21 protein-coding genes are annotated in these 24082 nt (G+C 59.4%); 12 read left to right on the top strand and 9 right to left on the bottom strand.

What is annotated here, in order from left to right:
* Positions 1 to 133 precede the first annotated feature (133 nt).
* The 5 genes from BEN47_RS14200 to BEN47_RS14180 all read left to right on the top strand — a co-directional run bounded on the left by BEN47_RS14200 (position 134) and on the right by BEN47_RS14180 (position 5568).
* Positions 134 to 2191: a BatA domain-containing protein gene (locus tag BEN47_RS14200; protein ID WP_158011026.1), complete on the top strand. Its 2058-nt coding sequence runs from the start codon at positions 134 to 136 to the stop codon at positions 2189 to 2191.
* Between the two features lie 78 nt (positions 2192 to 2269).
* Complete coding sequence (locus BEN47_RS14195; protein WP_158011024.1) at positions 2270 to 2827, top strand: DUF4199 domain-containing protein; 558 nt, start codon at positions 2270 to 2272, stop codon at positions 2825 to 2827.
* A gap of 40 nt (positions 2828 to 2867) precedes the next feature.
* Positions 2868 to 3392, top strand: a complete 525-nt coding sequence (locus tag BEN47_RS14190) for a DUF4199 domain-containing protein (RefSeq protein WP_070729055.1) — start codon at positions 2868 to 2870, stop codon at positions 3390 to 3392.
* A 10-nt stretch (positions 3393 to 3402) separates the two neighbouring features.
* Positions 3403 to 4362 (top strand): glycosyltransferase family 2 protein, encoded by a 960-nt coding sequence (locus BEN47_RS14185; protein WP_070729054.1) that lies wholly within the window; start codon positions 3403 to 3405, stop codon positions 4360 to 4362.
* Positions 4363 to 4416: 54 nt separating this feature from the next.
* The gene (locus BEN47_RS14180) at positions 4417 to 5568 is read left to right on the top strand and encodes a glycosyltransferase (RefSeq protein WP_070729053.1); all 1152 of its coding nucleotides are present in this window, start codon (positions 4417 to 4419) and stop codon (positions 5566 to 5568) included.
* 167 nt (positions 5569 to 5735) lie between these two features.
* Here BEN47_RS14180 and BEN47_RS14175 read toward each other — a convergent pair whose 3' ends face one another.
* Together BEN47_RS14175 and purB are read right to left on the bottom strand one after the other, a co-directional pair.
* A complete protein-coding gene (locus BEN47_RS14175; RefSeq protein WP_070729052.1) occupies positions 5736 to 6824 on the bottom strand; it encodes a glycosyltransferase family 9 protein in 1089 nt (362 codons plus the stop codon).
* Positions 6825 to 6863: 39 nt separating this feature from the next.
* Complete coding sequence (gene purB / locus BEN47_RS14170) at positions 6864 to 8204, bottom strand: adenylosuccinate lyase (protein WP_070729051.1); 1341 nt, start codon at positions 8202 to 8204, stop codon at positions 6864 to 6866.
* A gap of 165 nt (positions 8205 to 8369) precedes the next feature.
* Here purB and BEN47_RS14165 point away from each other — a divergent pair, with 165 nt between their 5' ends.
* The gene (locus BEN47_RS14165) at positions 8370 to 10502 is read left to right on the top strand and encodes a transglycosylase domain-containing protein (protein WP_125921690.1); all 2133 of its coding nucleotides are present in this window, start codon (positions 8370 to 8372) and stop codon (positions 10500 to 10502) included.
* A gap of 228 nt (positions 10503 to 10730) precedes the next feature.
* On the opposite strand, the gene BEN47_RS14160 is transcribed toward BEN47_RS14165, so the two are convergent.
* The 3 genes from BEN47_RS14160 to hemG form a co-directional block, all read right to left on the bottom strand.
* Positions 10731 to 11666 (bottom strand): TerC family protein, encoded by a 936-nt coding sequence (locus BEN47_RS14160; RefSeq protein WP_070729049.1) that lies wholly within the window; start codon positions 11664 to 11666, stop codon positions 10731 to 10733.
* 128 nt (positions 11667 to 11794) lie between these two features.
* The gene (locus tag BEN47_RS14155) at positions 11795 to 12547 is read right to left on the bottom strand and encodes a polyprenol monophosphomannose synthase (protein ID WP_070729048.1); all 753 of its coding nucleotides are present in this window, start codon (positions 12545 to 12547) and stop codon (positions 11795 to 11797) included.
* Between the two features lie 242 nt (positions 12548 to 12789).
* Complete coding sequence (hemG, locus tag BEN47_RS14150) at positions 12790 to 14121, bottom strand: protoporphyrinogen oxidase (RefSeq protein ID WP_070729059.1); 1332 nt, start codon at positions 14119 to 14121, stop codon at positions 12790 to 12792.
* 70 nt (positions 14122 to 14191) lie between these two features.
* Between hemG and BEN47_RS14145 the strand changes: the two genes are divergently transcribed.
* A complete protein-coding gene (locus tag BEN47_RS14145) occupies positions 14192 to 14704 on the top strand; it encodes a D-glycero-alpha-D-manno-heptose-1,7-bisphosphate 7-phosphatase (RefSeq protein WP_070729047.1) in 513 nt (170 codons plus the stop codon).
* Positions 14705 to 14865: 161 nt separating this feature from the next.
* Here the strand turns inward: BEN47_RS14145 and BEN47_RS21520 are convergent, their stop codons facing one another.
* Together BEN47_RS21520 and BEN47_RS14140 are read right to left on the bottom strand one after the other, a co-directional pair.
* Positions 14866 to 15021 carry a hypothetical protein gene (locus BEN47_RS21520; protein WP_158011022.1) on the bottom strand — a complete coding sequence of 52 codons (156 nt, stop codon included), beginning with the start codon at positions 15019 to 15021 and terminating at the stop codon, positions 14866 to 14868.
* Between the two features lie 101 nt (positions 15022 to 15122).
* Complete coding sequence (locus tag BEN47_RS14140; RefSeq protein WP_070729046.1) at positions 15123 to 16517, bottom strand: type III PLP-dependent enzyme domain-containing protein; 1395 nt, start codon at positions 16515 to 16517, stop codon at positions 15123 to 15125.
* A 385-nt stretch (positions 16518 to 16902) separates the two neighbouring features.
* On the opposite strand from BEN47_RS14140, the gene BEN47_RS14135 reads away from it, so the two are divergent.
* Positions 16903 to 17877, top strand: coding sequence for an arginase (locus BEN47_RS14135; RefSeq protein WP_070729045.1), 975 nt, complete (start codon positions 16903 to 16905; stop codon positions 17875 to 17877).
* Positions 17878 to 18021: 144 nt separating this feature from the next.
* On the opposite strand, the gene BEN47_RS14130 is transcribed toward BEN47_RS14135, so the two are convergent.
* Entirely contained in the window at positions 18022 to 19227 is a 1206-nt protein-coding gene (locus tag BEN47_RS14130; protein WP_083322434.1) for an alpha/beta hydrolase family protein, read from the bottom strand.
* A 310-nt stretch (positions 19228 to 19537) separates the two neighbouring features.
* Between BEN47_RS14130 and argS the strand changes: the two genes are divergently transcribed.
* From argS to BEN47_RS14110, 4 genes are all read left to right on the top strand, one after another.
* The gene (argS, locus tag BEN47_RS14125) at positions 19538 to 21331 is read left to right on the top strand and encodes an arginine--tRNA ligase (RefSeq protein ID WP_070729044.1); all 1794 of its coding nucleotides are present in this window, start codon (positions 19538 to 19540) and stop codon (positions 21329 to 21331) included.
* Positions 21332 to 21491: 160 nt separating this feature from the next.
* A complete protein-coding gene (locus BEN47_RS14120; RefSeq protein ID WP_070729043.1) occupies positions 21492 to 22073 on the top strand; it encodes an LOG family protein in 582 nt (193 codons plus the stop codon).
* Between the two features lie 74 nt (positions 22074 to 22147).
* Complete coding sequence (locus BEN47_RS14115; RefSeq protein ID WP_070729042.1) at positions 22148 to 22735, top strand: glutathione peroxidase; 588 nt, start codon at positions 22148 to 22150, stop codon at positions 22733 to 22735.
* A 150-nt stretch (positions 22736 to 22885) separates the two neighbouring features.
* Complete coding sequence (locus BEN47_RS14110) at positions 22886 to 23782, top strand: 1,4-dihydroxy-2-naphthoate polyprenyltransferase (protein WP_070729041.1); 897 nt, start codon at positions 22886 to 22888, stop codon at positions 23780 to 23782.
* Between the two features lie 120 nt (positions 23783 to 23902).
* On the opposite strand, the gene BEN47_RS21515 is transcribed toward BEN47_RS14110, so the two are convergent.
* On the bottom strand, positions 23903 to 24082 hold a 180-nt coding region (locus BEN47_RS21515; protein WP_204378330.1), incomplete at its 5' end, for a hypothetical protein.

Raw genomic sequence — 24082 nt, 5'->3', positions numbered from 1 at the left:
CCGAATTCCGCTTCAATCATCGCTACGAGGACTTCTATAAATTGCTCCTTAAATTACTTCGTCAACAGCCCCTCTAACCGGCTTTGCTTCCTAAGCCCCCAAGTTATTAATCGCCATTTCTAACAACCGTGCAATGCAATTGGTATATCCGTGGTTTTTGGCTAGTTTGGGAGCAGTGGCCATTCCGGTAGTTATTCATTTGTTGAATTTGAGACGGCCTCAACGGGTTTTATTTACTAATACATCTTTTATAAAGGAGGTTGAGGTAACGATGGTTAAGCACCGCAGGGTGCAGAATCTGGTGCTGTTACTGATAAGGGTACTGGGAATAGGTGCTTTAGTACTGGCTTTTTCTCAGCCTTTTATATCCCAGTCCGGAATAGCTACTACTGGTAGTAGTGGTGGGATTGATGTACTTGTAGATAACTCTTTGAGTACACAAAGGAGGGGCGACCTAGAGGGAAACATATTTGAAGGTGTTCTTGCGCAGGCTAGAGGGCTGGCAACGGGTGACAAGGGAATAAACGATTTTAAATTATTGAATACTGGAAATAGTTTAATTTCCAGTTCATTGTACCTTGATAAACTTGATGGTCTCAGTATAGGTGCGCGGCAGCCATTATCGATAATTGGCAGTAGGGATAATGATGCTAGAGATTTGTACATAATCTCAGACTTCCAGCGTAGTGCCATTAATGATGAGGTAATTGATAGGATTGACGGGCAGGGTAAAGTGATTTTGGTTCCGATAGCTGGCAAGCCTGCTGCCAATGTTTATGTTGATAGTGTGTGGTTGAATGATGCTTTTGTGAGACCTCGGACGAATGTGGGTTTGCATGTGCAATTGCGTAATGGAGGTTTACTGGCAGCGCGGGACTGTCCTGTGAAAGTATTCCTGGGAAACCGGCAGGTTGGTGCTTTTCGAGTAGATATAGCGGCTGGTCAGGTTACGACCCAAGTGCTTCAGGTGCAGGTGCAAGACGATGCGATGGTGTTGGGAAGGGTAGTCACGGAGGATGCTGCCGTTGCTTTCGACAATGTTTTTAATTTTACTTTGCAACCGTCGGGCGTAATTAGGGTTTTAGAGATTGGTGAAGAGCCAGTTACGCGGAGTTTATATGAAAATGAGCCATTGTTTGCTTACTCCTTTTCAAGGGCGGTCAACGTGGATTACGCCCGGTTGCGGGAGGCTGACTTGGTTGTGGTACGCGAGGTGAGGGAGGTCGAGGCAGGGTTGAGAGACGGGCTGCGGGCTGTGCTGAAACGCGGCGGCAGTGTGGTGGTGGTGCCGGGTAATGAGCCGGTGGGGCACCGCAGCTACCAGTTGCTTTTTACTGACTTAGGGCTGGGTACAGTAGAGTGGGCGCAAAAGACAGCTGCCCCGGAACTCCGTGAAGTAGCCATGCCAAATGCCCGAGAGCCTTTCTTCAGGGAGGTTTTTGGGGCGCAGCAACGTGCGGCGACCATGCCGCGGATTGCTCCTGTGCTGCGCTGGGCCCGTACGGGGACAGACCTTCTGCGGCTGCGGGACGGGGATAGTTATCTGGCCAAGTTTACCAGCGGGGCAGGCCAGGTCTATGTGTTTTCTGCTCCGTTTGCCAGGGAATACTCGGACTTTGTGGCGCATGCGCTATTTGTACCGGTGATGTACCGGATGGCGATGTTGAGCTACCGAAACGAGCAACTGCCGGCTTATCGGCTGTCGAGCAACAGTATTTCTTTGCAATTGGGCCGAAAGTCGGGGACCACGTTGGATGATAAACGGCAAGGGGATGAAACGGGCTTTCGATTTGTGAAAGATAGTTTGATGCTTATTCCGCCGCAACGCGTGGTGGGACAGGAGGTGCAATTGGAGCTACCGGAAGGGATGGACCAGGCTGGTTTTTATCAGGTCAAGAAAGGCACAAGCCTCATTACTACGCTGGCGTTCAATCAGAGTAAGCAGGAATCGGAACTGGCGTGTTACTCTACGGATGAACTGCGGGCGCTGATAGGGCCAAATAGGCCGAATGTGCAGGTACTGGAGGGCGGCGTGGACGGAGTTGGCCTAGCCAAATACCGGGCTGAGCAGGCGGGAACGCCGCTCTGGCGATATTTTGTAGCGCTGGCTCTGGTCTGCCTGCTGGCTGAAGCGGTAGTGGTGCGTTTCGGGGCACGGCGCAAGCCGGGGGCGAAGCTGAGCGCGGCTTGAACCGGAGCAGGCTTGCGGATTTTGTGCCGCTAAGCAGTTCCAGGCCGTATCTTGCTGCCTCAATTGATGCACGTAATTATGGCTGAGTCTTCTGTTCAACCCTCGGTATCCAATGTGAAGGCAACAGACGGCGAGGTGACTAGGGTGGGGTTGCGCTTTGGTGTTGGGGTGGGCTTGGTGTGCGCTGGATGGATGCTGTTTTTGTACCTGAGCGGCAACAACGCATTTGGGCCCAAGCAAATTCTGGCGCAGCTGCTTGTGCCCCTGGCGGCGGTTGCAAGCCAATGGGTGCTGCGCCGAAAGCTGAAACCTGAAAAACCAGGATTGGGGCGTGCCCTGAGAGTTGGGGCCTTGACGGTGCTGGTGGCCGCTGTGATTTCTTCCCTGAGCCTTATTGGACTGGCGGCGATTGCGGGCGAGCAAGCACTGGATTTGAACCGGGCAGAAATGCTGGAAATTGTGCGGGCACAGCAGCGGGAGAATCCCAAAGTGAAGCGCAGTGAGCAGAAAATGCAACAGCAGATTCGCAACGTAGGCAATATCACTTCCCGGGAATTGGCTGGTGGGAATTTTACTCAGATTATGTTACTGGGGCTAGTCCTGGCTATTCCGGCCGGTATTTTTCTGCGGGAATAATTTGGTTTACCTTTCGGCTCATTTACCCTTCAAACACCACATGGAAACAAATTCTACTTCGGTTTCAACTACTTCGGTCGGCCTGCGCTACGGGCTGCTTACGGGCCTGGTCAGCATCATCATCTCCTTTGGCATTTTTGCAGCCCAGATGGAGGACAGCCCCATCAAATACATTAGTTATTTGGTTTTGATTGGAGGTTTGGTAATGGCTATGCGCTACTACAAGGCTAATAATCTCGGCTTTATGAGCTATGGCGAAGGGCTAGGTATTGGGGTGATGGTGTCGGCAGTGGTGGGGGTGCTCAGCGCCATCTTCACGTATGTGTACATGAACATCATTGACACGGACGCCGTGGCGCGCATGACGGAAAAGGTGCGGGCCGGCATGGAAGAAGGCGGCAAGCTGACGGACGAGCAAATCGACCAGAGCATGGCCATGGCCGGGAAGTTTATGAATGGCCCCTTTATGGTGGTTGCCGTTGTGATTTCGAGCGTTTTGGTCGGGTTGGTGTTTTCGTTGGTAATATCCGCATTTATTAAGCATACGAAGCCAGAATTTGAATAAGCCATCTGTCATGTTTCCGGTGGAAGCATCCATCGTCATTCCGCTGCTGAACGAGGCAGAATCGTTGCCTGAGCTCACGCGCTGGATAGGGCAGGTGCTTAACGCGCACCACCTGACCTATGAGGTGATTCTGATTGATGACGGCTCAACGGATGATTCCTGGGCGGTGATTGAAGAGCTAGCGGCGGTGGATAGCTCCTTGCGGGGCATCCGGTTCAACCGGAACTACGGCAAGTCGGCGGCCCTGAATGTGGGGTTTGAAGCCGCGCGCGGGCGGGTGGTTTTTACCATGGACGCCGACCTGCAGGACTCGCCGGATGAGCTGCCGGAATTGTACCGGATGATTACCGAGGAGGGCTTCGACCTGGTGAGCGGCTGGAAGCAGAAACGCTACGACCCACTGTCGAAAACCATTCCGACCAAGCTGTTTAACGGAGCGACCCGGGCAGTGTCGGGCATTCAACTGCATGACTTTAATTGCGGGCTGAAAGCGTACGATTCGCGGGTGGTAAAGAGCATTGAAGTGTACGGCGAGATGCACCGCTACATTCCCGTGATTGCAAAATGGAATGGGTTTCGCAAGATTGGGGAGAAGGTAGTGCAACACCAGGAGCGCAAATACGGCGTGACCAAATTTGGGCTGGAACGCTTCATTTTCGGGTTTCTGGACTTGCTGAGTATCACGTTTGTGGGACGATTCCGGCGGGCGCCGATGCACTTTTTTGGGACGCTGGGTACTTTGTCGTTTCTGCTTGGACTGCTGATTACGCTCTGGCTGACGGGCGAGAAAGTATGGCTGTCGATGCACAACCTAAAGGCGCGACAGGTGACGGAACAGCCGTTATTTTTTCTGGCCCTGACGGCGGTAGTTGTGGGAGTGCTGCTGTTTGTGGCCGGATTCCTGGGTGAAATGATTCAGCTGAACGGGCCGAAACGTGACGATTATCTGGTGCGGGAAACCCTTAACTAAAGCCAATTGCTGCGTAGTAAAAGGCGTTTGATATGGCCCTTGACTAGCTGCTGGATGGCAACCGAAAAAATGAAAGTGGTAATAATTGGCCCGGCGTATCCGCTGCGGGGCGGGCTGGCTACGTATAACGAGCGGCTGGCGCGGGCTTTTGCCGAGGCGGACGATGCGGTGCGCATCGTCACGTTTTCGCTGCAGTACCCGGACTTTTTATTTCCCGGGCAGACGCAGTTTAGTACGGAAGCCGGGCCAGCGGATGTGGCGATTGAAGTCAGTCTGAATTCGGTGAGTCCGTGGTCGTGGTGGCAAGTAGGGCGCAAGTTGCGCGCCGAGCGGCCGGACCTGGTGATATTCCGGTTTTGGCTTCCCTTTATGGGGCCGGCGCTGGGCACGGTGGCGCGGTTGGTGCGCGGCAACGGGCATACCCGGGTGGTGGCCATCACCGACAACGTGATTCCCCACGAAAAGCGACCCGGCGACGGACCTCTTACCCGCTACTTTCTGAGCGCCTGCGACGGGTTTGTGACCATGAGCCGCAGCGTGCTGGCTGATTTACAGCGCTTGGGCTTCGCAAGCAAGCCGGCCCTGTACCGCCCCCATCCTTTGTACGACAACTTCGGGCCAATAAAGCCGAAAGACACGGCTCTGCAGGCGTTGGGGTTACCAGATTCGACGGGCTATCTGCTGTTTTTTGGGTTTATCCGAGCTTATAAGGGGCTTGATATTATGTTAGAAGCGTTTGCAGACAAACGCGTGGCTGCGTTGCCAGTCAAGCTGATTGTGGCCGGTGAGTTTTACGAAGACGCCGCGCCCTATGATGCTCTGATTCATCGGTATAACCTGGAAGAGCGGATAGTGCGGGCCACCGATTTTATTCCCAACGAGAAAGTGGTGGACTACTTCTGCGCCGCCGATTTGGTGGTGCAGCCGTACAAAAACGCTACCCAAAGCGGCGTTTCCCAAATTGCCTATCATTTTGAGCGGCCCATGCTGGTTACGGACGTGGGCGGGCTGGCGGAGTTGATTCCCGATGGCGTGGTGGGGTACGTGGTGCCGCCTACCCCGACGGCCATTGCCGATGCCATTGTTGATTTTTATGCCCACGGGCGGGAGGATGATTTTGCCGCTGGCGTTCGGGAGCAGAAAAAGCAGTTTTCCTGGCCTATGATGGTGGCGGCACTAAAGGAAGTTGCGGGCCTGTCATGCTGAGCGCAGCGAGGCATCCTGTCACAGCTGAACGACTCGTTCCAGCCTGATGAGATGCTTCGCTGCGCTCAGCATGACAGGCTTATTTGGATAGATTCTAAGTGCTTGGTGGCCCTGCCGCTAGCGGAATAAGCACGTAGGAGACCCGCGGAGCATTTCGGTGCTGAGTGCTACAATACATGCAGCGGCAGAGTGCTTTGCACGGCGGCTAGTACTTTTTCGGCCGGCAAATCTTCCATACAACTGGTGCCCAATTTGCAGCTGCCCCGGTAAAAGCACACGCAGTCCTTGTTTGGCTGCACGATTTGGCCCCGGCCGTAGAGGTCAAATTCGTGGGAGTTGAAGATATTATTCATCAGGATGGTGGGCTTACGCAGGGCAATGCTGATGTGCATGCCCATGGTCACCTGCGTCACGATGCCATCCATTTGGTTCATCAGGTTGATGAACTGGGGCAGGGGGAAGGTGCCCAGGTAAGCGGCGCCAGTGGCGGCGTGTAGCACACGGTTGCGGGTATCTTCGGCCTCGCCGCCCAGCAGGACGGGCGTGTAGCCAGCCGCTTGCAAGCCCTGAATGAGGGTAATCCACTTTTCGTCGCTCCACAGGCGGGTAGTCCACCGGTCGCCGCAGCCGGTGTTCAGGCCGATGCGGGGGTGTGTGGTGGGCAAGGCACTCCAGTCGTAGCCTTTGTCGTCGTGGGTATCGAAGACGTACTCTTCGCCTCGGAAATCAAAGCCGCAGAGCTCGAATATTTCCTGCACGTAAGGCTTGGTGTTGGCCTGGCTCACCTGGTCGAAGACGCCGGTGAGGAATTTATGCTCGGCCAGTGCATTCACGGGCCAGGGTACGCCGTCGTGGGGGCGCAGGGCATACCCGTATTTTTCCTTGGCCTCGATGGTGTTCAGCAGCGCGCAGGCTTCCTTCTCTTTATCGAGGTTGATGACGACATCGAACTGCCGGGCCTGCAGCTGCAGGGCGCTGGCAAAATCAAACTTCAGAACCTCCTCAATCTCAGCCTGGGGCAGGATGGCAGGCGTGAGCGTGAGCCAGGTAATGGCGCAGCCCGGCCGCTCCTGGCGCAGGCGCCGCAGCAGCGGCGTGGTCCGAATCACATCGCCGATGGCGCCCAGCTTGATGATGAGCACCCGTTGCGTGACGGGCGCATAGACCGGGCAGCCCTCGCAGACGTAGCCGTGGGTTTTGTTGGGGCGGCAGGGGAGGTCGCCGCGAAAATGGCGGCAATCGGGGTGAAGCGTCAAGGGAAGCGGCAAAAGGATGGAACCCAAAGGTAGGCGGCGTTACGCTCCTACATAATTGGAGGGGGTGATGTGCAGCAGCTCGGCGCGCACGGCTTCGCTCACCTCCAGGGTGTTGATAAAGGTGCGAATGCTGCTTGCCGAAATGGCCTCTCCGGTGCGGGTAAGGGCCTTGAGGGCGTTGTAGGGGTCGGGGTAGGCTTCGCGGCGCAGAATGGTTTGGATGCCTTCGGCAACCACGGCCCAGTTGGCTTCGAGGTCGCGCTGCAACGCCGATTCGTCGAGGGCCAGCTTGCCCAGGCCGCGCTGCAGGGCGCCGAGGGCGATAAGAATGTGGCCCAGCGGCACGCCCAGGTTGCGGAGCACCGTGGAGTCGGTGAGGTCGCGCTGGAGGCGGGAGATGGGCAGTTTGGCGGCGAAGTGCTCCAGCAGGGCGCTGGCCACGCCCAGGTTGCCCTCGGCGTTTTCAAAATCGATGGGGTTCACCTTGTGCGGCATGGCTGAAGAACCTACTTCGCCGGCTTTAATGGTCTGCTTGAAGTAGCCCAGCGAGATGTACTGCCATACGTCGCGGGCAAGGTCGAGCAGGATGGTATTCAGCCGCTTGAGGCCGTCGCAATGCGCGGCCAGGTGGTCGTAGTGCTCAATCTGGGTGGTGGGGAAGGAGCGGGTGAGGCCCAGCCGGTCATTTACGAAGGTGGCGGCAAAGGCGTGCCAGTCCACTTGCGGGTAGGCCACGTGGTGGGCGTTGAAGTTGCCGGTAGCGCCGCCAAACTTGGCGCCGAAGGGCACCTGCGCCAGCAGCGCCACCTGAGCGTCGAGCCGTGCCACGAACACTTCGATTTCTTTGCCCAAGCGCGTGGGCGAGGCCGGCTGGCCGTGGGTGCGGGCCAGCATAGGCACGGCGGCCCACTCCTGTGCCCGCGCCGCCAGGACATTGCGCACCTGCGCAAAAGCCGGCAGCAGCACCCCCATCAGCGCATCGCGGAAACTCAACGGGATGGCCGTGTTGTTGATGTCCTGCGAAGTGAGGCCGAAGTGAATAAACTCCAGGTAGCTGTCCAAACCCAGGGCCGTAAAATGGTCGCGGAGCCAGTATTCTACTGCTTTCACGTCGTGGTTCGTCACGGCTTCGTGCGCTTTCACGGCTTCGGCATCGGCCTCGGCAAAGCCCTCGTACAGCTGGCGCAACGCCGGAAAGACATCAGCCGGAACTGCCTGCAGCTGGGGCAGCGGCAACTCGGCCAGGGCGATGAAATATTCTACTTCGACGAGCACGCGGTAGCGTATCAGGGCCATTTCGGAGAAGCGCTGGGCCAAAGGGGCGGTGGCGCGGGCGTAGCGCCCGTCGAGGGGCGAAAGAGCGGTGAGGGGGCTGGGCATGGGCGCAAAAGTACGGGGCAGAACAGGGGCAGCCTATTGCTGGCCTGCACCGTGGCCGTCCCGTCCTGCGTATAGATTGGGCAGCCCGGCGGGGCCAATTACGCATTAAGGCTTCTGTTATTCTTACCTTTGGCGCTGGCGAACCCGCCCACATTATTGAGTTCCGTGTATATATCCCCTTCCCGCAAACGACTTATTTTTGGCATTCTGAGCAGCCTGGCTGTGCTGCTGCTGCTGGCTTTCGCTGTATTTCAGTGGAAGCGCCAGCAGCTGCTTGCTTATGCGCTGGATGCCGTAAAAGCCAAGGTTGAGCGCAAGTACCCTGTGATTCTGACCTTGGGGCCCGCCAGTTTCGTGGGCTTCAAAACTGTGGAAATTGCGGGCATGAGCCTGGTGCCCCGCGCCACCCCCACCGATACCCTCCTGACGGCCAAGCGCCTGCAGGCCAGCCTGAGCGTGCGCTCCCTGTTTGCGGGCCGCCCGGTGTTTAGTGAGCTCGAAATTCTGACGGCCCGCCTCACGGCCCGCAAAACCGCAACCAGCAACAACTACAGCTTTCTGGTGAAAAAACAGAAAGCCAGCACGGTACCGGTAGACACCACCAAGGGCACCAACTACGGCCTGCTGCTCAACCAGGTACTGGAAACCGCCTTTGATAACGTGCCGGGCGAGGCCCGCTTCCGGGATTTCTACGTGAGCTACCTCAGCGCGCGCCATACGGCGTTTTTGCGCCTGCCGGAGCTCAAAATTGAAGGCGGCGACATCTCGGGGCGCCTCACGGCCAACATCGACTCGGTATCGAATGAGCTGGGCATCAGTGGCCAAATCGAGCCGGGCGACTACGCCCTCACGGCGCGGGTATTCGGCGTGGGCGGGTCGGTGCAGCTGCCCTACGTGCCCCGCCGGTTTGGGGCAATGGTGAGTTTCGATACGGTGCTGGTGCGCCTCGACGGCAAGGATTTTGAAAACAACAGCACCGGGGGCGAACTCACCGTGCGCGGCTCCGTGGCAGCCCGCAATTTCAGTCTCTACCACCCCAAACTGGCCGCCGATGAGATTGAGGTGAAGCGCGGCTCCCTCGATTTTGTGGCTACTCTGGGCCGGGGTACGGTCGCGCTGGAGAAAGGCAGCCAGGTCATGGTGAACAAGATTGTGCTGTTTCCCGAAATCAGCGTGCGCATGAAGCCCAGCCGGGCCATTGCCATCAAAGTAAGCTCGGGTGAAACCCAGGCCAACGACTTCTTCTCGTCGCTGCCCACCGGTATCTTCGACGAAGTGCGGGGCGTGCAGGGCACGGGTACCCTCACGTATAGCATGAGCGGCAGCCTCGACCTGGCGCAGGTCGATAGCCTCAAGTTTGACTCACGGCTGCAGGGCAAAAACTTCAAGCTCACCAGCTTTGGCGAAGGCGAGCAGGACCTAAGCAAGCTGAACACCGCTTTCCAGCACACCGTGTACAACGACAAGGGCGACTCGGTGCGCACTTTCGCCGTGGGCCCGCCCAATCCGGATTTTGTGCCCTACAACGACGTGTCGCCCTACCTCATCCACGCCATTACCACGGCCGAGGACCCGCGCTTTTTCGCGCACAAAGGCTTCATGGAAAAGGCTTTCGTGAAATCGGCCATTCAAAACATCAAGGAAAAGCGCTTTGCCCGCGGTGGCAGCACGCTCTCGATGCAGCTAGTGAAAAACGTGTTTCTGACCCGCCAGAAAACCGTGGCCCGCAAGGTGGAGGAAGCCCTGATTGTGTGGCTGCTCGAAAACACCCGCATTGCCAGCAAGCAGCGCATGTTTGAGGTGTACCTCAACATCATTGAGTGGGGACCCAGCAAGTACCGCTGGCCCAGCGGCAAGCGCGGCGTGTACGGCGTGAAGGACGCCGCCCTGTTCTATTACGGCAAAAATCCCAGCGAGCTGAACCTGTCCGAAAGCCTCTACCTGGCCAGCATCATTCCCAAGCCCAAATACTCGCGCTATTCGTTCGACGCCTACGGCGGGCTGCGCAGCAGCACCCGTTACTTCTTCCGCCTCATCGCGAACATCATGGCCGCGCGCGGCCTCATCCGGGACGCCGACCGTGAGAACATGCCGTACTCGCTGAACCTGAACGGGCCGGCGCGTCAATTCATGAATTTCGCCGCGCGCCCCGATACCACGCGCACCACAACCGCTGCTGATTCCAGCCAGTTTGAGCCGCTCAACCTGATTGACTTGCTCAATACCGGCGCCACGACTCCCGATGCGGGCGTGAACTCCGGTGCCCCCGCTGTTACCCCTCCCAAGGAGCCGAAGTAGGTTGTTGATTAGGAATAGCCAGTTGTTAGCAGGTGCGCAATTTCCTGGCTACCAGCTGGCTTTCTCTAAAACGTCATGCTGAGCTTGTCAAGCATCTCTACCGCAGCAGTAAACTTAATTAGTTGCGCGGTAGAGATGCTTCGACAAGCTCAGCATGACGGCTTTTTAGATATAATTAATCTTGCTTAACTACTTAATAATAAGCCAAAAACAGGCGCCCCCACCAGGCTAATTCACTTCTGTTTCTGTCTCCGCTTTGGGCCATATCAACGAGGCCAGCACGCTGAACAGGAGCAGGCCGCCCACTACGCCCAGCGCGATGGGCATGGGAATGCGGTAGAAGCTTTCGAGCAGGATTTTGGCGCCGATGAACACGAGTATCAGCGACAGGCCGTAGTGCAGGTAGTGAAACAGGCGCATCATGCCGGCCAGGGCGAAGTACATGGCGCGCAGGCCCAGTAAGGCAAACACGTTGGAGGTGAATACGATGAACGTATCGCGGGTGATGGCCAGGATGGCCGGAATGGAATCGGCCGCGAACACAACGTCGGTGGTTTCCACCATCACCAGTACCACAAACAGGGGCGTGGCAAACCGCACGCCGTCGCGGCGCACGAAGAACTTGCCGCCTTCCATCTGGCGGGTGATGGGCAGGTGGCGGCTCAGGAACCGCACCACCGGGTTGTTTTCCGGGTCGATGTCGGGCTGGTCGCCGCTCAGGCCCATCTTCACGCCGGTGTACATGAGGAACGCGCCGAGGATGTAAATCAGGAAGTGGAACTTGGCCAACAGGGCGCCTCCCACCAGAATGAACACGGCCCGCAGAATAAGCGCCCCGAGCACGCCCCAAAACAAAATGCGGTGCTGAAACTGGTCTGGAACCTTGAAATAGTTGAAAATGAGCAGAAAGACAAACAAGTTATCGACGCTCAGCGCTTTTTCAACCAAATAGCCCGTGAGCCACTGCAGGCCGGCTTCGGAGCCCATGGTGCGGTACACCAGGAAGTTGAAGGCCAGCGAAAGGGCCACCCAAAAGGCGCTCCAGCCCAGGGCTTCGCGCATCTTCACGGCGTGGGCCTTGCGGTTGAATACCAGCAAATCGAGCAGGAGCAGCCCGATAACAAACACGTTAAAAAGTAACCAGAAAAGGGGAGTATTATGCATGCGTGGGGCAAGATACGCTTGGGGCAACAAGCGGGTCGCGAAAGAAAGGCCGCCGGGCAAGGGCAGCAGGCGGGCGGCAACTCCCGGGTTTCAACGAAAACCGCGATTCTGGCAAACCGGTTTACTCGCTATGATGCTACCGCGTTGCCCACCGGCTTGAGCGGGTGCAGCCAACTGCTGATTTTCATTTGCAGTACGCCAAAAAAAGCCTCCTGCACAATCCCCTTCGACATCTTGGAGGTACCCCGCGTGCGGTCCGTGAAAATAATGGGCACCTCCTTGATGCGGAAGCCCAACTGGTAGGCCAGCCATTTCATCTCAATTTGAAAGGCGTAGCCCACAAAGTGAATGTTGGGCAGGTCGATGGCGCGCAGCACCCGCGCCGAATAGCACTTGAAGCCGGCCGTGGCATCGTGAATGGGCATGCCCGTAACGAAGCGCACGTACTGCGAGGCAAAATAGGACATCAGTACCCGCGACATGGGCCAGTTCACCACGTTCACGCCCTGGATATAGCGCGAGCCAATGGCCAGGTCGTAGCCCTCGCTCAGGCAGGCATCGTGGAGGCGCAGCAGGTCGTCGGGGTTGTGCGAGAAGTCGGCGTCCATCTCAAACACGTACTCGTAGCCGCGCGACAGCGCCCAGGTAAATCCGGAAATGTAGGCAGTGCCCAGGCCCTGCTTGCCGCTGCGCTCCTCTAGGAACAGTCGCCCGGGAAACTCTGCCTGCAGGCTGCGCACAATGGCGGCCGTGCCATCGGGCGAGCCATCGTCGATGATGAGCACATCAAAGGCTCTCGGCAACGACATCACCTTCCGGATTATCAGCTCCGCGTTTTCGCGCTCGTTGTAAGTAGGAATTAGGACGACGCCAGCACTCATGGGCTCAAAGATAGGGTTTCGGTCTACGAAGCTGCACAGGCGGCGGCCCGTAATGAATAATGAACAGTGATGAAGCGGGAAAGGAAAACTGGACTAAGGAAATTCCCAGGGTTGGTGCGGGGGGTAGAGACGCTATATTTTGCGTCTCGTCGTTCAATGAAATCGTCGGACGGTGCTCCCGCGAGCCGTTCAAATACTAAACGCAAGATGTTGCGTCTCTACCCCGTTCAAACGGCCTCGTGCTAACTCTGGAGCTGCGTTAGGCTCTCGGCTGTGCGCCTGGCGTGGCGCACGCAGTCGGGGACGCTCACGCCTGCCCGCCAATTGGCGACGGAGACAATGTTTTCGGCTTCGAGCTGGGCAGCCGCAGCGTGGGCGGCCACAATGCGCGCGTCGAACTGCGGGATGCTGCGCGGCCACAGGTAGCGGCCCTGCCAGAGCGGTGGGCTTGAAATGTCGTAGAAACGACTCAGCTCGGCGTGCACGGCCGCTTGCTGGGCATCTTCGGGTTGGGAGGCGGCGGCTTCGTATTGCGACCCGCCCACGAACGTGGTGAAAAGCACCTGCCCGGCCGGTACGCGTTCGGGAAACAGGGCGCTGGTCCAGATAGAGCCGGCGGCGTAGGCGCCTTCTACCTTGGGGTGCAGCGCCCCAAAGCCGTGGAGCGGGTGCGCGACGGCCGGGCGCGCGTAGGCCGAGAAAACCACGCTCATGGGCGGGTAGTGCACCGCCGCCAGCGCCGCCGCCGCCTGCGGAAACAGAGGCTGCAGCAGGGGCGCCACCGCATACGCCGGCAGCGCCAGCGCCAGGTGCGTGTAGCTGCGGGGAGCGGCGCCGGTAGCCACCTGGACCTGGTACCCGCTGCCCGCCGGCCGGGCAATGGCCGTGACGGCCGTGGCCGGGTGGTAGTGCGTGAGCTGGCTGGCCAGCGCGGTGGTGAGGGTATCGATGCCTTTTTTCAGCGTGACAATGCGGCGGCGTGGGGCGCCCTTGCCCGTTTTGGCCAGGCCGCGCAGCACCGAGCCGTACTCCTGTTCCAGGGCCGCCAGCTGCGGAAACGTTTTGTGCAGGAGCAGCTTTTCCGGGTCGCCGGCGTAGATGCCGGCCATAAACGGGTTGACGGCGTAATCCAGGATTTCGGGACCGAACCGGCGGCGGAAAAACTGCGCCACGGTTTCGGCGGTGTCCAGGGGGGCGGCGGGCTTGCGCAGCTCCTGCAGCAGCTGCCACTTGGCTTTCAGGCTAAAGAAGCCGCTGGTGAGCAGGGCGGGGGGGGAGCCCGGCAGCTGCCGGTAGCGGCCGCCGCGCAGCACGTAGCGCTGCTTACTCACGGCGGCACTGTCCTGAATCTGGTCGGTGAGGCCCAGCTCGGCGAGCAAGTCGGCTAGCTCCGGGCTCAGCTGCAGGGAATTGGGGCCGGTCTCGAGCAGGTAGCCCTCGGTCGTGTGGAGGCTGTGCAGGTTGCCGCCAGGGCGGGCGTCGGCTTCGTATAGGTCGTAGGCCACGCCGGCCCGCTGCAGGTACCACGCCAGAGTAAGGCCGCTGATGCCGCCGCCGATGATGGCAATGTTCATAAAGTCGTTCCGGAAAAAGTACTGCAAAGGTACCTTCGCCATCCTGCGGATGGCCCGTAGCTTTGCCCCAATGACAACAAAGAACAAAGCGGTTTTCCTGGACCGCGACGGCGTACTGAACGACGAAATAGGCGACTACGTGTGGAAGCTCGATGAATTCATCGTGAGCCCCGGCGTGCCCGAGAGCCTAGCCCGCCTCAAAGCGGCCGGCTATTACCTGGTGGTGGTCACGAACCAAGCCGGCATCGCCAAAAAGCTCTACACCGCGGCCGACGTCCACACCTGCCACGCCAAGCTGCAGGCCGCCTGCAACGGGGCCTTGGACGCCCTCTACTTCGGCGATGCGCACCCCAGCGTGAGCGAATCCATCCTGCGCAAGCCCGATTCGGGCATGTTCGAAAAAGCCGTGGCCCGCTTCAACCTCGACCCGGCGCAGTGCTGGATAGTGGGCGACCGGTACCGCGACATGGAAGCCGGCGCCAAAATCGGCGTGCGCGGCATCATGGTGGGCGCAACCGAAGCCGTGGACTTCACACCGCGCGTAGCCGACCTGCAAGCCGCCACGGATATAATACTGATGTAGTAATGCGCCTCGGCGCGTTCAATCGGTGAGCCGTGACCGGGTGCAAAGAAATACCGGTATGAGGCACCTAGCCACCGAACGCGCCAAGGCGCGTTCCTACAGCACACAAAAGGCCGGCTCCCCACATAGGGAGCCGGCCTTTTTGTATTCAAAACCCGAAATTACTGGCGCTCGGCAGGGGTAGCGGTGCTGGCCATCACGGGCGTGGCAACAGGCTCCGCTACGGTGCTGCTGCTGTAGGCAGGGCAAATCTGGCGGTTGCAGGCACCGAGCGAGAGCGTCGCGAAACCGGCAGCGAGTAAAATGAGCTTCTTCATAATGATAAAAAAAAAGAGTGGGATATGGCGGATTTGGACTTCAAAGATAAGCAGCTACGCCTGCATTTCTCAAAAAATATGCCAACGCTAAAATTGTATTTTTAGTATCCGAGGATGCGCATCATGCTGGCCGCTTCCTGGGCGGGCGCGAAAACCCGGTCGGAAAGGGTGCCGTCCTCGGCGCGGTCGAGGATGATGTGCTGCGGGGCGGGGATGAGGCAATGCTTGATGCCGCCATAGCCGCTCAGGCTTTCCTGGTAGGCGCCGGTGTGGAAGAAGCCCACGTAGAGCGGCTGCGCATCGGCCGGCTTGCGCTCGGGCAGGAAGGTCTGGTAAATGTGCTTCTCGGAGTTGTAGTAGTCCTGCGAGTCGCAGGTGAGGCCACCGAGCTGAATCTTCTTGTACTGCTTCTCCCAGCCGTTGAGCGCCAGCATGATGAAGCGCTGATTGAGCGCCCAGGTGTCGGGCAGGTTGGTGATAAACGAGCCGTCAATCATGTACCAGAGCTCCTTGTCGTTTTGCAGTTTTTCGTCAAGGATGCTGTAAATCGTGGCGCCGCTTTCGCCCACCGTGAAGATGCCGAACTCGGTGAAAATGTGGGGCTCGGGCACGCCTTCCTGGGCGCAGATGCGCTGGATGGTGCGCAGAATTTCGGCCACCATGTAGGGGTAGTCGTAGTCGGGCTGGATGCTGGTTTGAATGGGCAGGCCGCCGCCGATGTCGATGGTGGTGAGCGTGGGGCACACTTTGCGCAGCTCGCAATACTTGTGCACGAAGCGGCTCAGCTCGGACCAGTAATAGGACGTGTCCTTGATGCCCGTGCTGATGAAGTAGTGCAGCATGGTGAGCGTGAAGCGCGGGTCGTCCTTGATGCGCTGCTCGTAGATGGGGATGGCGTCGGAGTAGCGCACGCCCAAGCGCGAGGTGTAGAACTGGAAGCGCGGCTCCTCGTCAGAGGCCAGGCGCATGCCAATGTTCACCTTCTCCGTCACGTGGTCGTGGTAGTATTCGATTTCGTTGGGCGAATCGATGATGGGCATGCAGTTCACGAACCCGTCGTTAATCAGGTCGGCGATTTCCTTTTTGTAGGCCTCGGGCTTGAAGCCGTTGCAGATGATGTGCTTCTGCTTGTCGACCTTGCCCTGGGCGTGCAGGTTGCGGATGATGTTGATGTCGAACCACGACGAGGTTTCGAGGTGAATGTCGTTTTTCAGGGCCTCCTCCAGCACGAAGCGGAAATGCGACGACTTGGTGCAGTAGGCGTAGGAATAGGAGCCGGTGTAGCCGGTTTCGGCGATGCCGTCGGCGAACCATTGCTTGGCCCGCTGAATCTGGGAGCTGATTTTGGGCAGGTAAGTGAGGCGCAGTGGGGTGCCGTACTTCTCCACGAGGGCCATGAGGTCGATGTCGTGGAAGCGCAGGGCGTGGTCCTGCACGGTGAAGTCGGCCGTGGGAAAATCGAAGGTTTGGGAGATTAGGTCGTGATAGGTATCCATTTTTAGTTGTCAGTTGCTGGTTGTCAGTTGTCAGGAATCCGTAGCCAGTTGTCAGAACTTTTTCACTGACAACGACGACGAGTAACGGACAACTAACGGAAATTTCCGACCTTTACGGCGGGCAGTACAAAAGTACCGCCGGGGTTAGGATAATAACCGGGGAGCGGCTGATTGTTCTTCCGGAAATCCGCCCTGCATCGTGACGATGGAACAGTAGCGACTTGGCTACGGCAGATGCTTCTGCCGCAAGGCAGCGTGATTCTAGCGGTTAGCGGTCAGTGTTAAGGGGTTAATTGTCGGGTTGCCGAAAAGAATTAACCACTCACCACTAATCACTCACCACTAAAAAACGGTGCCGCCATCCTGCTATCCCAATTCCCACCCGATGAAACGCATAAAATTACTGGAAGTCCGTTCCGAGCTGGGGGCCGGCACGCGCGGCGCCAGCATGGGCATCGACGCGCTGCGCGTGGCCTGCCTCAACCAGGGCTCCGACTACTTCCGCCGGTTCAACTCCGTGGTGGTGCCCGACCTCAACCACGTGCTGTTCGACAAGAACCACTTCCCCTTCGCCAAGCACATCGACAGCATCCTCACCGTGCAGAAGGGCATCGCCAATGCCGTGGAGCAGACGCTGCGCTTCGGCGAATTCCCATTGGTGCTGGCCGGCGACCACAGCAGCGCCAACGCCACCATTGCCGGCATCAAGGCCACCTACCCGCACAAAACCCTGGGCGTGGTCTGGATTGATGCCCACGCCGACATTCACTCGCCCTACACCACGCCCAGCGGCAACGTGCACGGCATGCCCCTGGCCGCCGCCCTGGGCCAGGACAACCTCACGCACCAGCGCAACGTGCCCGAGCCCGAAACGGAGTTTTTCTGGCGCCGCCTGAAGGACCTGGGCGAGCCCGGTCCCAAGCTCACGCCCGACCACCTGGTGTACGTGGTGGTGCGCGACACTGAGGAGCAGGAAAACGCCATCATCGACCAGCTGGGCATCAAAAACTTTAAGCTCCCGGAGTTCCGCACCAAAGGCCCGCGCCAGGTGGCCCGTGAGATTTACGAGCAGCTGCGCTTTTGCGACATGGTGTACATCTCCTTCGATGTGGACTCGCTGGATTCGCGCTTCAGCAAGGGCACCGGCACCCCGGTCGAGCTGGGCCTCGACGTGCCCGAAGCCATTGCCCTGTGCCGTGCCCTGCTTGAAAACGACCGGGTGGTGTGCTTCGAAATGGTAGAAATCAACCCCACGCTGGATAGCGAGAATACGATGGCCAACAACGCCTTCAACATTCTGGAGGCGGCCACCGAGGCCATTGAGCGCCGCCTGCGGCTGGATGAGGTGGTAAGCAGGTAAGGGCAATGCACAAAAAGAGCGGTCATGCTGAGCACAGCCGAAGCATCTCTACCGCAATAGTAATTATTTACTCTCTCGGTAAAGATGCTTCGGCTGCGCTCAGCATGACCGTTGCTTTTTAAGGCTATTCTGTGTCGTTAAGCTCTAAAACTGGCTGATAAACGCGTACGCGCCCAGCGTGTAGGTGGTAGCCGAGGTGAAGTGATTGCCGCCCTGAATGGGCCGCAGCTGCACCTGGGTGGCGCCGCGCTTTTGCATGGCATCGTAGGCGTCCTGCGAATTGAAGAAGGGCACGTAGTCGTCGGCGGTGCCGTGGAACAGGGCCAGCGGCGCGCGCGGCTTCCAGTCGTGAATGTCGTTGTCGGCGAGGGCGGCGGCCAGGGGCGCGTCGCTGTTGTTTAGCACGGCATTGCGGAAAGCGGGGGCGAATAATTGTGCCTGCTGGCTGGGCACGGGGCCAAACGGGTCGGCCTGGAGCTGCGTGGCGTAGGGCTGCTGGTAGTAGAAGGAAAAGGGCCGGTTGAGGGCATAGATGCGGTCATACGTGCGCAGCACCCACACGTAGGAGCTGAGGAAGCTGAGCGGCTGCGTGGCGCTCAGGATGTAGCGGGCAAAGGCGCTTTTGTGGTAGGCGCCCGCGCCGGGCGCGCTGGCCGTGACCGGCAGCGCCGCGGCGTATTTCTCTTCCAGCAGCTTGTGCAGGGCCATAGTGGCGTACCCGCCCTCGGAGTAGCCGAGCAGAAAATTCTTCTGATTGACGGTTATCTTCTCCCGCTCACAAAACTCCCGGGTGGCCCGTAGCATATCGGCCGAGGCCGAGGCCAGCGAAGCCGCGTGCTCGTAGGGGTGGGGCAGGGCCTTGGAGGCGCCGTAGCCCAGGTAGTCTGGCGCCGACACCACGTAGCCCGTGGAAGCCAGCACCGACACCACCGACCACACGTCGGAGCCCGTGGCGTAGTAGGAGGGGGCCTGGGTTTCGCTGCGGGGCTCCAGGGTGCCGTGCTGGTAGCTGAGTACCGGCAGCGCCGCCGTGGCCACGGGCACCAGCACCGCGCCCGAAGCCGTGGTTTCGGTGCCCTCCGGGGTGCGGGTGCGGTAGGTGAGGCGGTAGGCTTTGATGGGGTAGCGCACCAGACTGCCCGCCAGCGGCACGCCCTGCACCCGGCCGGCCAGGTCGGCGGCGCTCACTTCGGCAATCAGGGTGCTGCCGGTCAGGACGGTTTCGGCGGCTACGGGCGCTTCGGGGGCGGGCTCCGGTGTGTTGCTCTTGCAGGCCGGCACTCCCAGCAGGCCCACAAACAGCCAGATAATATGGAATTTCGGAACAGCCAGAAAGTGGGTTGATAGCACGCGGAGCAGGTTTTGGTTGAAAGTTGAAACCCCAACGTTTTTGGACGGTGTGGGCGTTCCGGAAGATTTTCTGGCCTGTAATCCTGCCGCCTAAGCTGCCGTCACAAAAAAGGCCCTACCAGCCACCGCCGGAACTCCCCGTTGCGCCAGTTTCAATAGTCCATCCGTCCGGTGGGCGCGGTAGCACCGGAGCTGGTGCAGAGGCAGGCCGCAATGCCTGCCACCAGCAAAAACGAAGCCGGAGCACCTTCTTTTTTGGAGAGTTACCGGGCCCGGCAGGGGGCAAAAGGGGAGATTGTACCTTTGCCCCGTGCAACAGCTAGAAAACTCCCTCAAAACCGCCCTGCAAACTGCCGCTCAGGCAGTTTTTGGCCTTGAAATCCCCGCCGCCAGCCTCACGCTCCAGCCCACGCGCAAGGAGTTTGCCGGCAGCTTCACCCTCGTCACGTTTCCGCTCACCAAGGCTTTCGGCAAGGGGCCGGAGCAAATTGGGCAGGCGCTGGGCGAGTGGCTGAAAAGCAACGAGCCCCGCGTGAGCGGCTACAACGTAGTGAAAGGCTTCCTCAACCTGGAAATAGCCGATGCCGAGTGGCTGCAGGTGTTTGAGCAGCTGCGCGCCCGGCCTGCCACCGCGCCCGTGGCCACCGATGGCCCCCAGAACGTGGTGGTGGAATACTCCTCGCCCAACACCAACAAGCCCCTGCACCTGGGCCACCTGCGCAACAACTTCCTGGGCTACTCGGTGGCCGAGATTCTGAAAGCCACCGGCGCCACCGTCACCAAGGCCAACCTGGTGAACGACCGCGGCATCCACATCTGCAAGTCGATGATTGCCTACCAGCGCTTCGGCCAGGGCGAAACCCCGACGAGCGCCGGCATGAAGGGCGACCACCTTGCCGGCAAGTACTACGTGCTGTTTGAGAAGCATTACCGCGAGGAGATAAAGCAGCTCGAAGCCGAAGGCGTGGCCACAGACGTGGCTAAGAAAAGCGCCCCGCTCATGGCCGAGGCTCAGCAGATGCTACAAGCCTGGGAAGCCAACGACGAGGCCGTGGTCAGCCTCTGGCGCCAGATGAACGGCTGGGTGTACGAGGGGTTCGACGAAACCTACAAGAACATCGGCGTCGATTTCGACCAGTTTTACTACGAGTCAGGCACCTACCTGCTGGGCAAGGAGCGGGTAGAAGAAGGCCTGCAGAAAGGCGTATTCTTCAAGAAGGAAAACGGCTCGGTGTGGGTGGACTTGCAGGCCGAAGGCCTCGACGAAAAGCTCCTGCTCCGCGCCGACGGCACCAGCGTGTACATCACCCAGGACCTGGGCACGGCCGAGCTCAAGTACCAGGATTTCGGTTACGACAGCAGCATTTATGTCATCGCTGACGAGCAGAACTACCACATGCAGGTGCTGCAGGCCACGCTCAAAAAGCTGGGCAAGCCCTACGCCGAGGCCATTCACCACCTCAGCTACGGCATGGTGGACCTGCCCTCCGGCAAGATGAAATCCCGCGAAGGCACCGTGGTGGACGCCGACGAGCTGGTGCGCGACGTAGTGGCCGCCGCCAAAGCCGCCACCCTCGAAAAAGGTAAAACCGAGGGCCTCACCGAGGCCGAGCTGGAGGAGCTGTACCATATGCTGGGCCTGGGCGCCCTGAAATACTACCTGCTGAAAGTGGACCCCAAGAAGCGCATGCTCTTCAACCCCGAAGAGTCGGTGAACCTGGAGGGCGACACGGGGCCGTTTATCCAGTATTCGCACTCGCGCACGGCCGCCGTCCGCCGCAAAGCCGTAGAGCTGGGTGCCCCCGACACCGCCGATTGGGCCACTGTGACCGAGCTTCACCCCGCCGATAGCGAGCTGATACAGGAGCTGGCGCGCTACCCCGCCGTGGTGGCCGAAGCGGCCAAAAATCTGTCGCCCGCCGTAGTGGCCCAGTACGCCTACGACCTGGCCCGCAACTACAACCGCTTCTACGCCAAAGTGCCCATTTTCGCCGAAACCGACCTGGCCCGGCGCAACCTGCGCCTGGCTCTCTCGGCCCGCACCGGCGAGCAGCTGAAAGCCGCCTTCGGACTCCTAGGCATTCAGGTGCCCGAGCGCATGTAATAAGTGGGCTGACGTTAGTTCGCTCTTTCAGTGCACTCCGAGAGCCCCTTGGTGTCGCAGCTAACGGAATGAGTTAAACAATAGGGGCGGAGGGAGACCCGACCTCGGGCGGCTTTCGGAGTGCAACTCCGAAAGAGCAACAAGCAACAATTCCAATAATATGAAAAGCATTGCCGTTTACTGCGGTTCCAGCACCGGAACCAACCCGAAATACGTTGCCCAGGCGGAAGCTCTCGGCGCCGCCATGGTGGCGCAGGGCCTCACGCTGGTGTACGGCGGCGGCCGCGTAGGCCTCATGGGCACCATCGCCGATGCCGTACTGGCCCACGGCGGGCAGGTGGTGGGCGTTATCCCCGATTTTCTGGCTGATAAGGAGTTGGCGCACCTCGGCTGCACGGAGCTGCACGTGGTGAGCAGCATGCACGAGCGCAAGCTGCTGATGGCCGACCGCGCCGATGCCTTCGTGGCCATGCCCGGCGGCTACGGCACGCTGGAGGAGTTGTTCGAGGTCCTGACCTGGGGCCAGCTCGGCCTGCACCGCAAGCCCGTGGCCGTGCTCAACGTGGATGGCTACTACAACCACCTGCTGCTGGCCCTCGACCGCATGTGCGACGACCAGTTGCTGCGCCCCGAAAACCGCGGCCAGCTCCTGCAATCAGCCGACCCGCAGGACCTGCTGACCCAGTTGGCGGCCTACCAGCCCATACTGCTGGAAAAGTGGCTCACGCCGCCCACCACCTAAACCGTACCAGCCCAAAACCCGGCCTGCCGGTGCGCGGTTACGCAGGCGTCGATTCGGCCTTACGTTTCCATCCCATGAAGAAAATCATTCTCTTTACACTGGCCTTGGCCGCTACCGCGGCGGCCTACCTCGTGGCCAAACCAGCCCAACCCCTCCCCATGACTACTTCCGCCGAAACCACCGCGCCCGCTTCCGTCTACGATTTTACGGTCAAATCCATCGATGGCAAGGACGTGAAGCTGAGCCAGTACAAAGGCAAAAAGCTGTTGATTGTGAACACCGCCTCCGAGTGCGGGTACACGCCGCAATACAAGGATTTGGAGGAGCTGTATAAAAAGCACGGCGACAAAGTAACCGTGCTGGGCTTCCCCGCCAACAACTTCGGCGGCCAGGAGCCCGGTACGGAAGCCCAGATTGCCACGTTCTGCGAGAAAAACTACGGCGTCACCTTCCCCTTGTTCAGCAAGGTATCAGTAACCGGCGCCGACACCGCGCCGCTGTTCAAATTCCTGGCCGACAAGCAGCAGAACGGCGCCGTCAACAGCGCCCCGTCGTGGAACTTCTGCAAGTACCTGGTCGATGAAAACGGCCGCGTGCTGAAGTTCTACAAAGCCGACGTGAAGCCCCTGAGCGCCGAGCTGCTGGGGGACATCGCAAAGTAGGTTTTACGTTGCCATGACTTGAAAGAACGTCATGCAGAGCGCAGCCGAAGCATCTCTACCGCGTAATTAATCTGCTTTAGCATTGCGGTAGAGATGCTTCGGCTGCGCTCTGCATGACGTTCTTGTTTTAAGAAGCAAATTTTCTTCACCATGTCCCCCTGGATTTCTGCATTCCGCCCCCGTACGCTGCCGCTGGCCCTGGCCAGCATTCTCACGGGCGCGTTTCTGGCCGCCGCCAACGGGCAGTTCAACGGGCCGGTAGTGGCCCTGGCAGCGCTCACTACCATCCTGCTCCAAATCCTCAGCAACCTCGCCAACGACTACGGCGACTCCCAGAACGGCGCCGATAGCGTGCACCGGCAAGGGCCGCAGCGCGCCGTGCAAAGCGGCGCCATTTCCCCCGCCCAAATGAAGCGCGGCATGGTTATTTGCGGGCTGCTGGCGCTGGCTAGTGGCGTGGCGCTGCTGTGGGTGGCGCTGGGCGCGGCCGGGCTCGGGCTGTTTCTGGCGTTTCTGGCGCTGGGGCTGGCCGCTATCTGGGCGGCGGTGAACTACACGGCGGGCAAAAACCCGTATGGCTACGCGGGCTTGGGCGATATTTCGGTGTTCCTGTTCTTCGGCCTCGTGGGCGTGTGCGGCACTTACTTTTTGCAAGCGCGGGCGCTGCCGCTGCAAATCCTGCTGCCCGCCGCCGCGCTGGGCTGCTTCGCCACGGCGGTGCTGAACGTCAACAACATCCGCGATATCAAGTCCGATGTGCTGGCGGGTAAAATCACCATTCCCGTGCGGTTGGGGCCGATGCACGCGCGGCGCTATCACTGGCTGCTGCTGCTGCTGGGCCTGGGGAGCGCCACGGTGTTTGTGGCCCTCACGTACCATTCGCCCTGGCAGTGGCTGTTTGCGCTGGCCGTGCCGCTGTTTGCCTTCAACGCCATTCAGGTGTGGCGGCGGCAGGATTCCATGCAGATTGACCCGCTGCTAAAGCAAATGGCCTTAAGCACGCTGGTGTTCACGGTGCTGTTTGGGGTGGGACAGGTGGTGGGGTAGGGCCAAATCAGTGCAAAAGCAGCTGGCTTCTCCCTGCTAACCAATAGCTGCAAGCCGGATTTAGCGACAATAAAAAAGCGGCTCCAAGAGGCCGCTTTTTTATTGTCGCTAAATCCGAATTTATTCGGCTGATGCAGTTGGGGCAACCGAAGCAGGGGGCGTTTCGCCAGTAGCCGGGGCGTCGGCAGCACCTTCCGGCTTGGTGCCGCGCTTGCGGTTGCGGCCACCGCGGCTGCGACGCTCGCCATCGGCGCGAGGTTCGCGGGTTTGGCCTTCGGGCCGGGGCTCGCGGGGCGGGCG

Source organism: Hymenobacter lapidarius, assembly GCF_001816145.1.
Taxonomy (GTDB): domain Bacteria; phylum Bacteroidota; class Bacteroidia; order Cytophagales; family Hymenobacteraceae; genus Hymenobacter; species Hymenobacter lapidarius.
The sequence above is the reverse complement of the archived record's forward strand: the minus strand, read 5'-3'. Positions and strand labels throughout refer to the sequence as shown.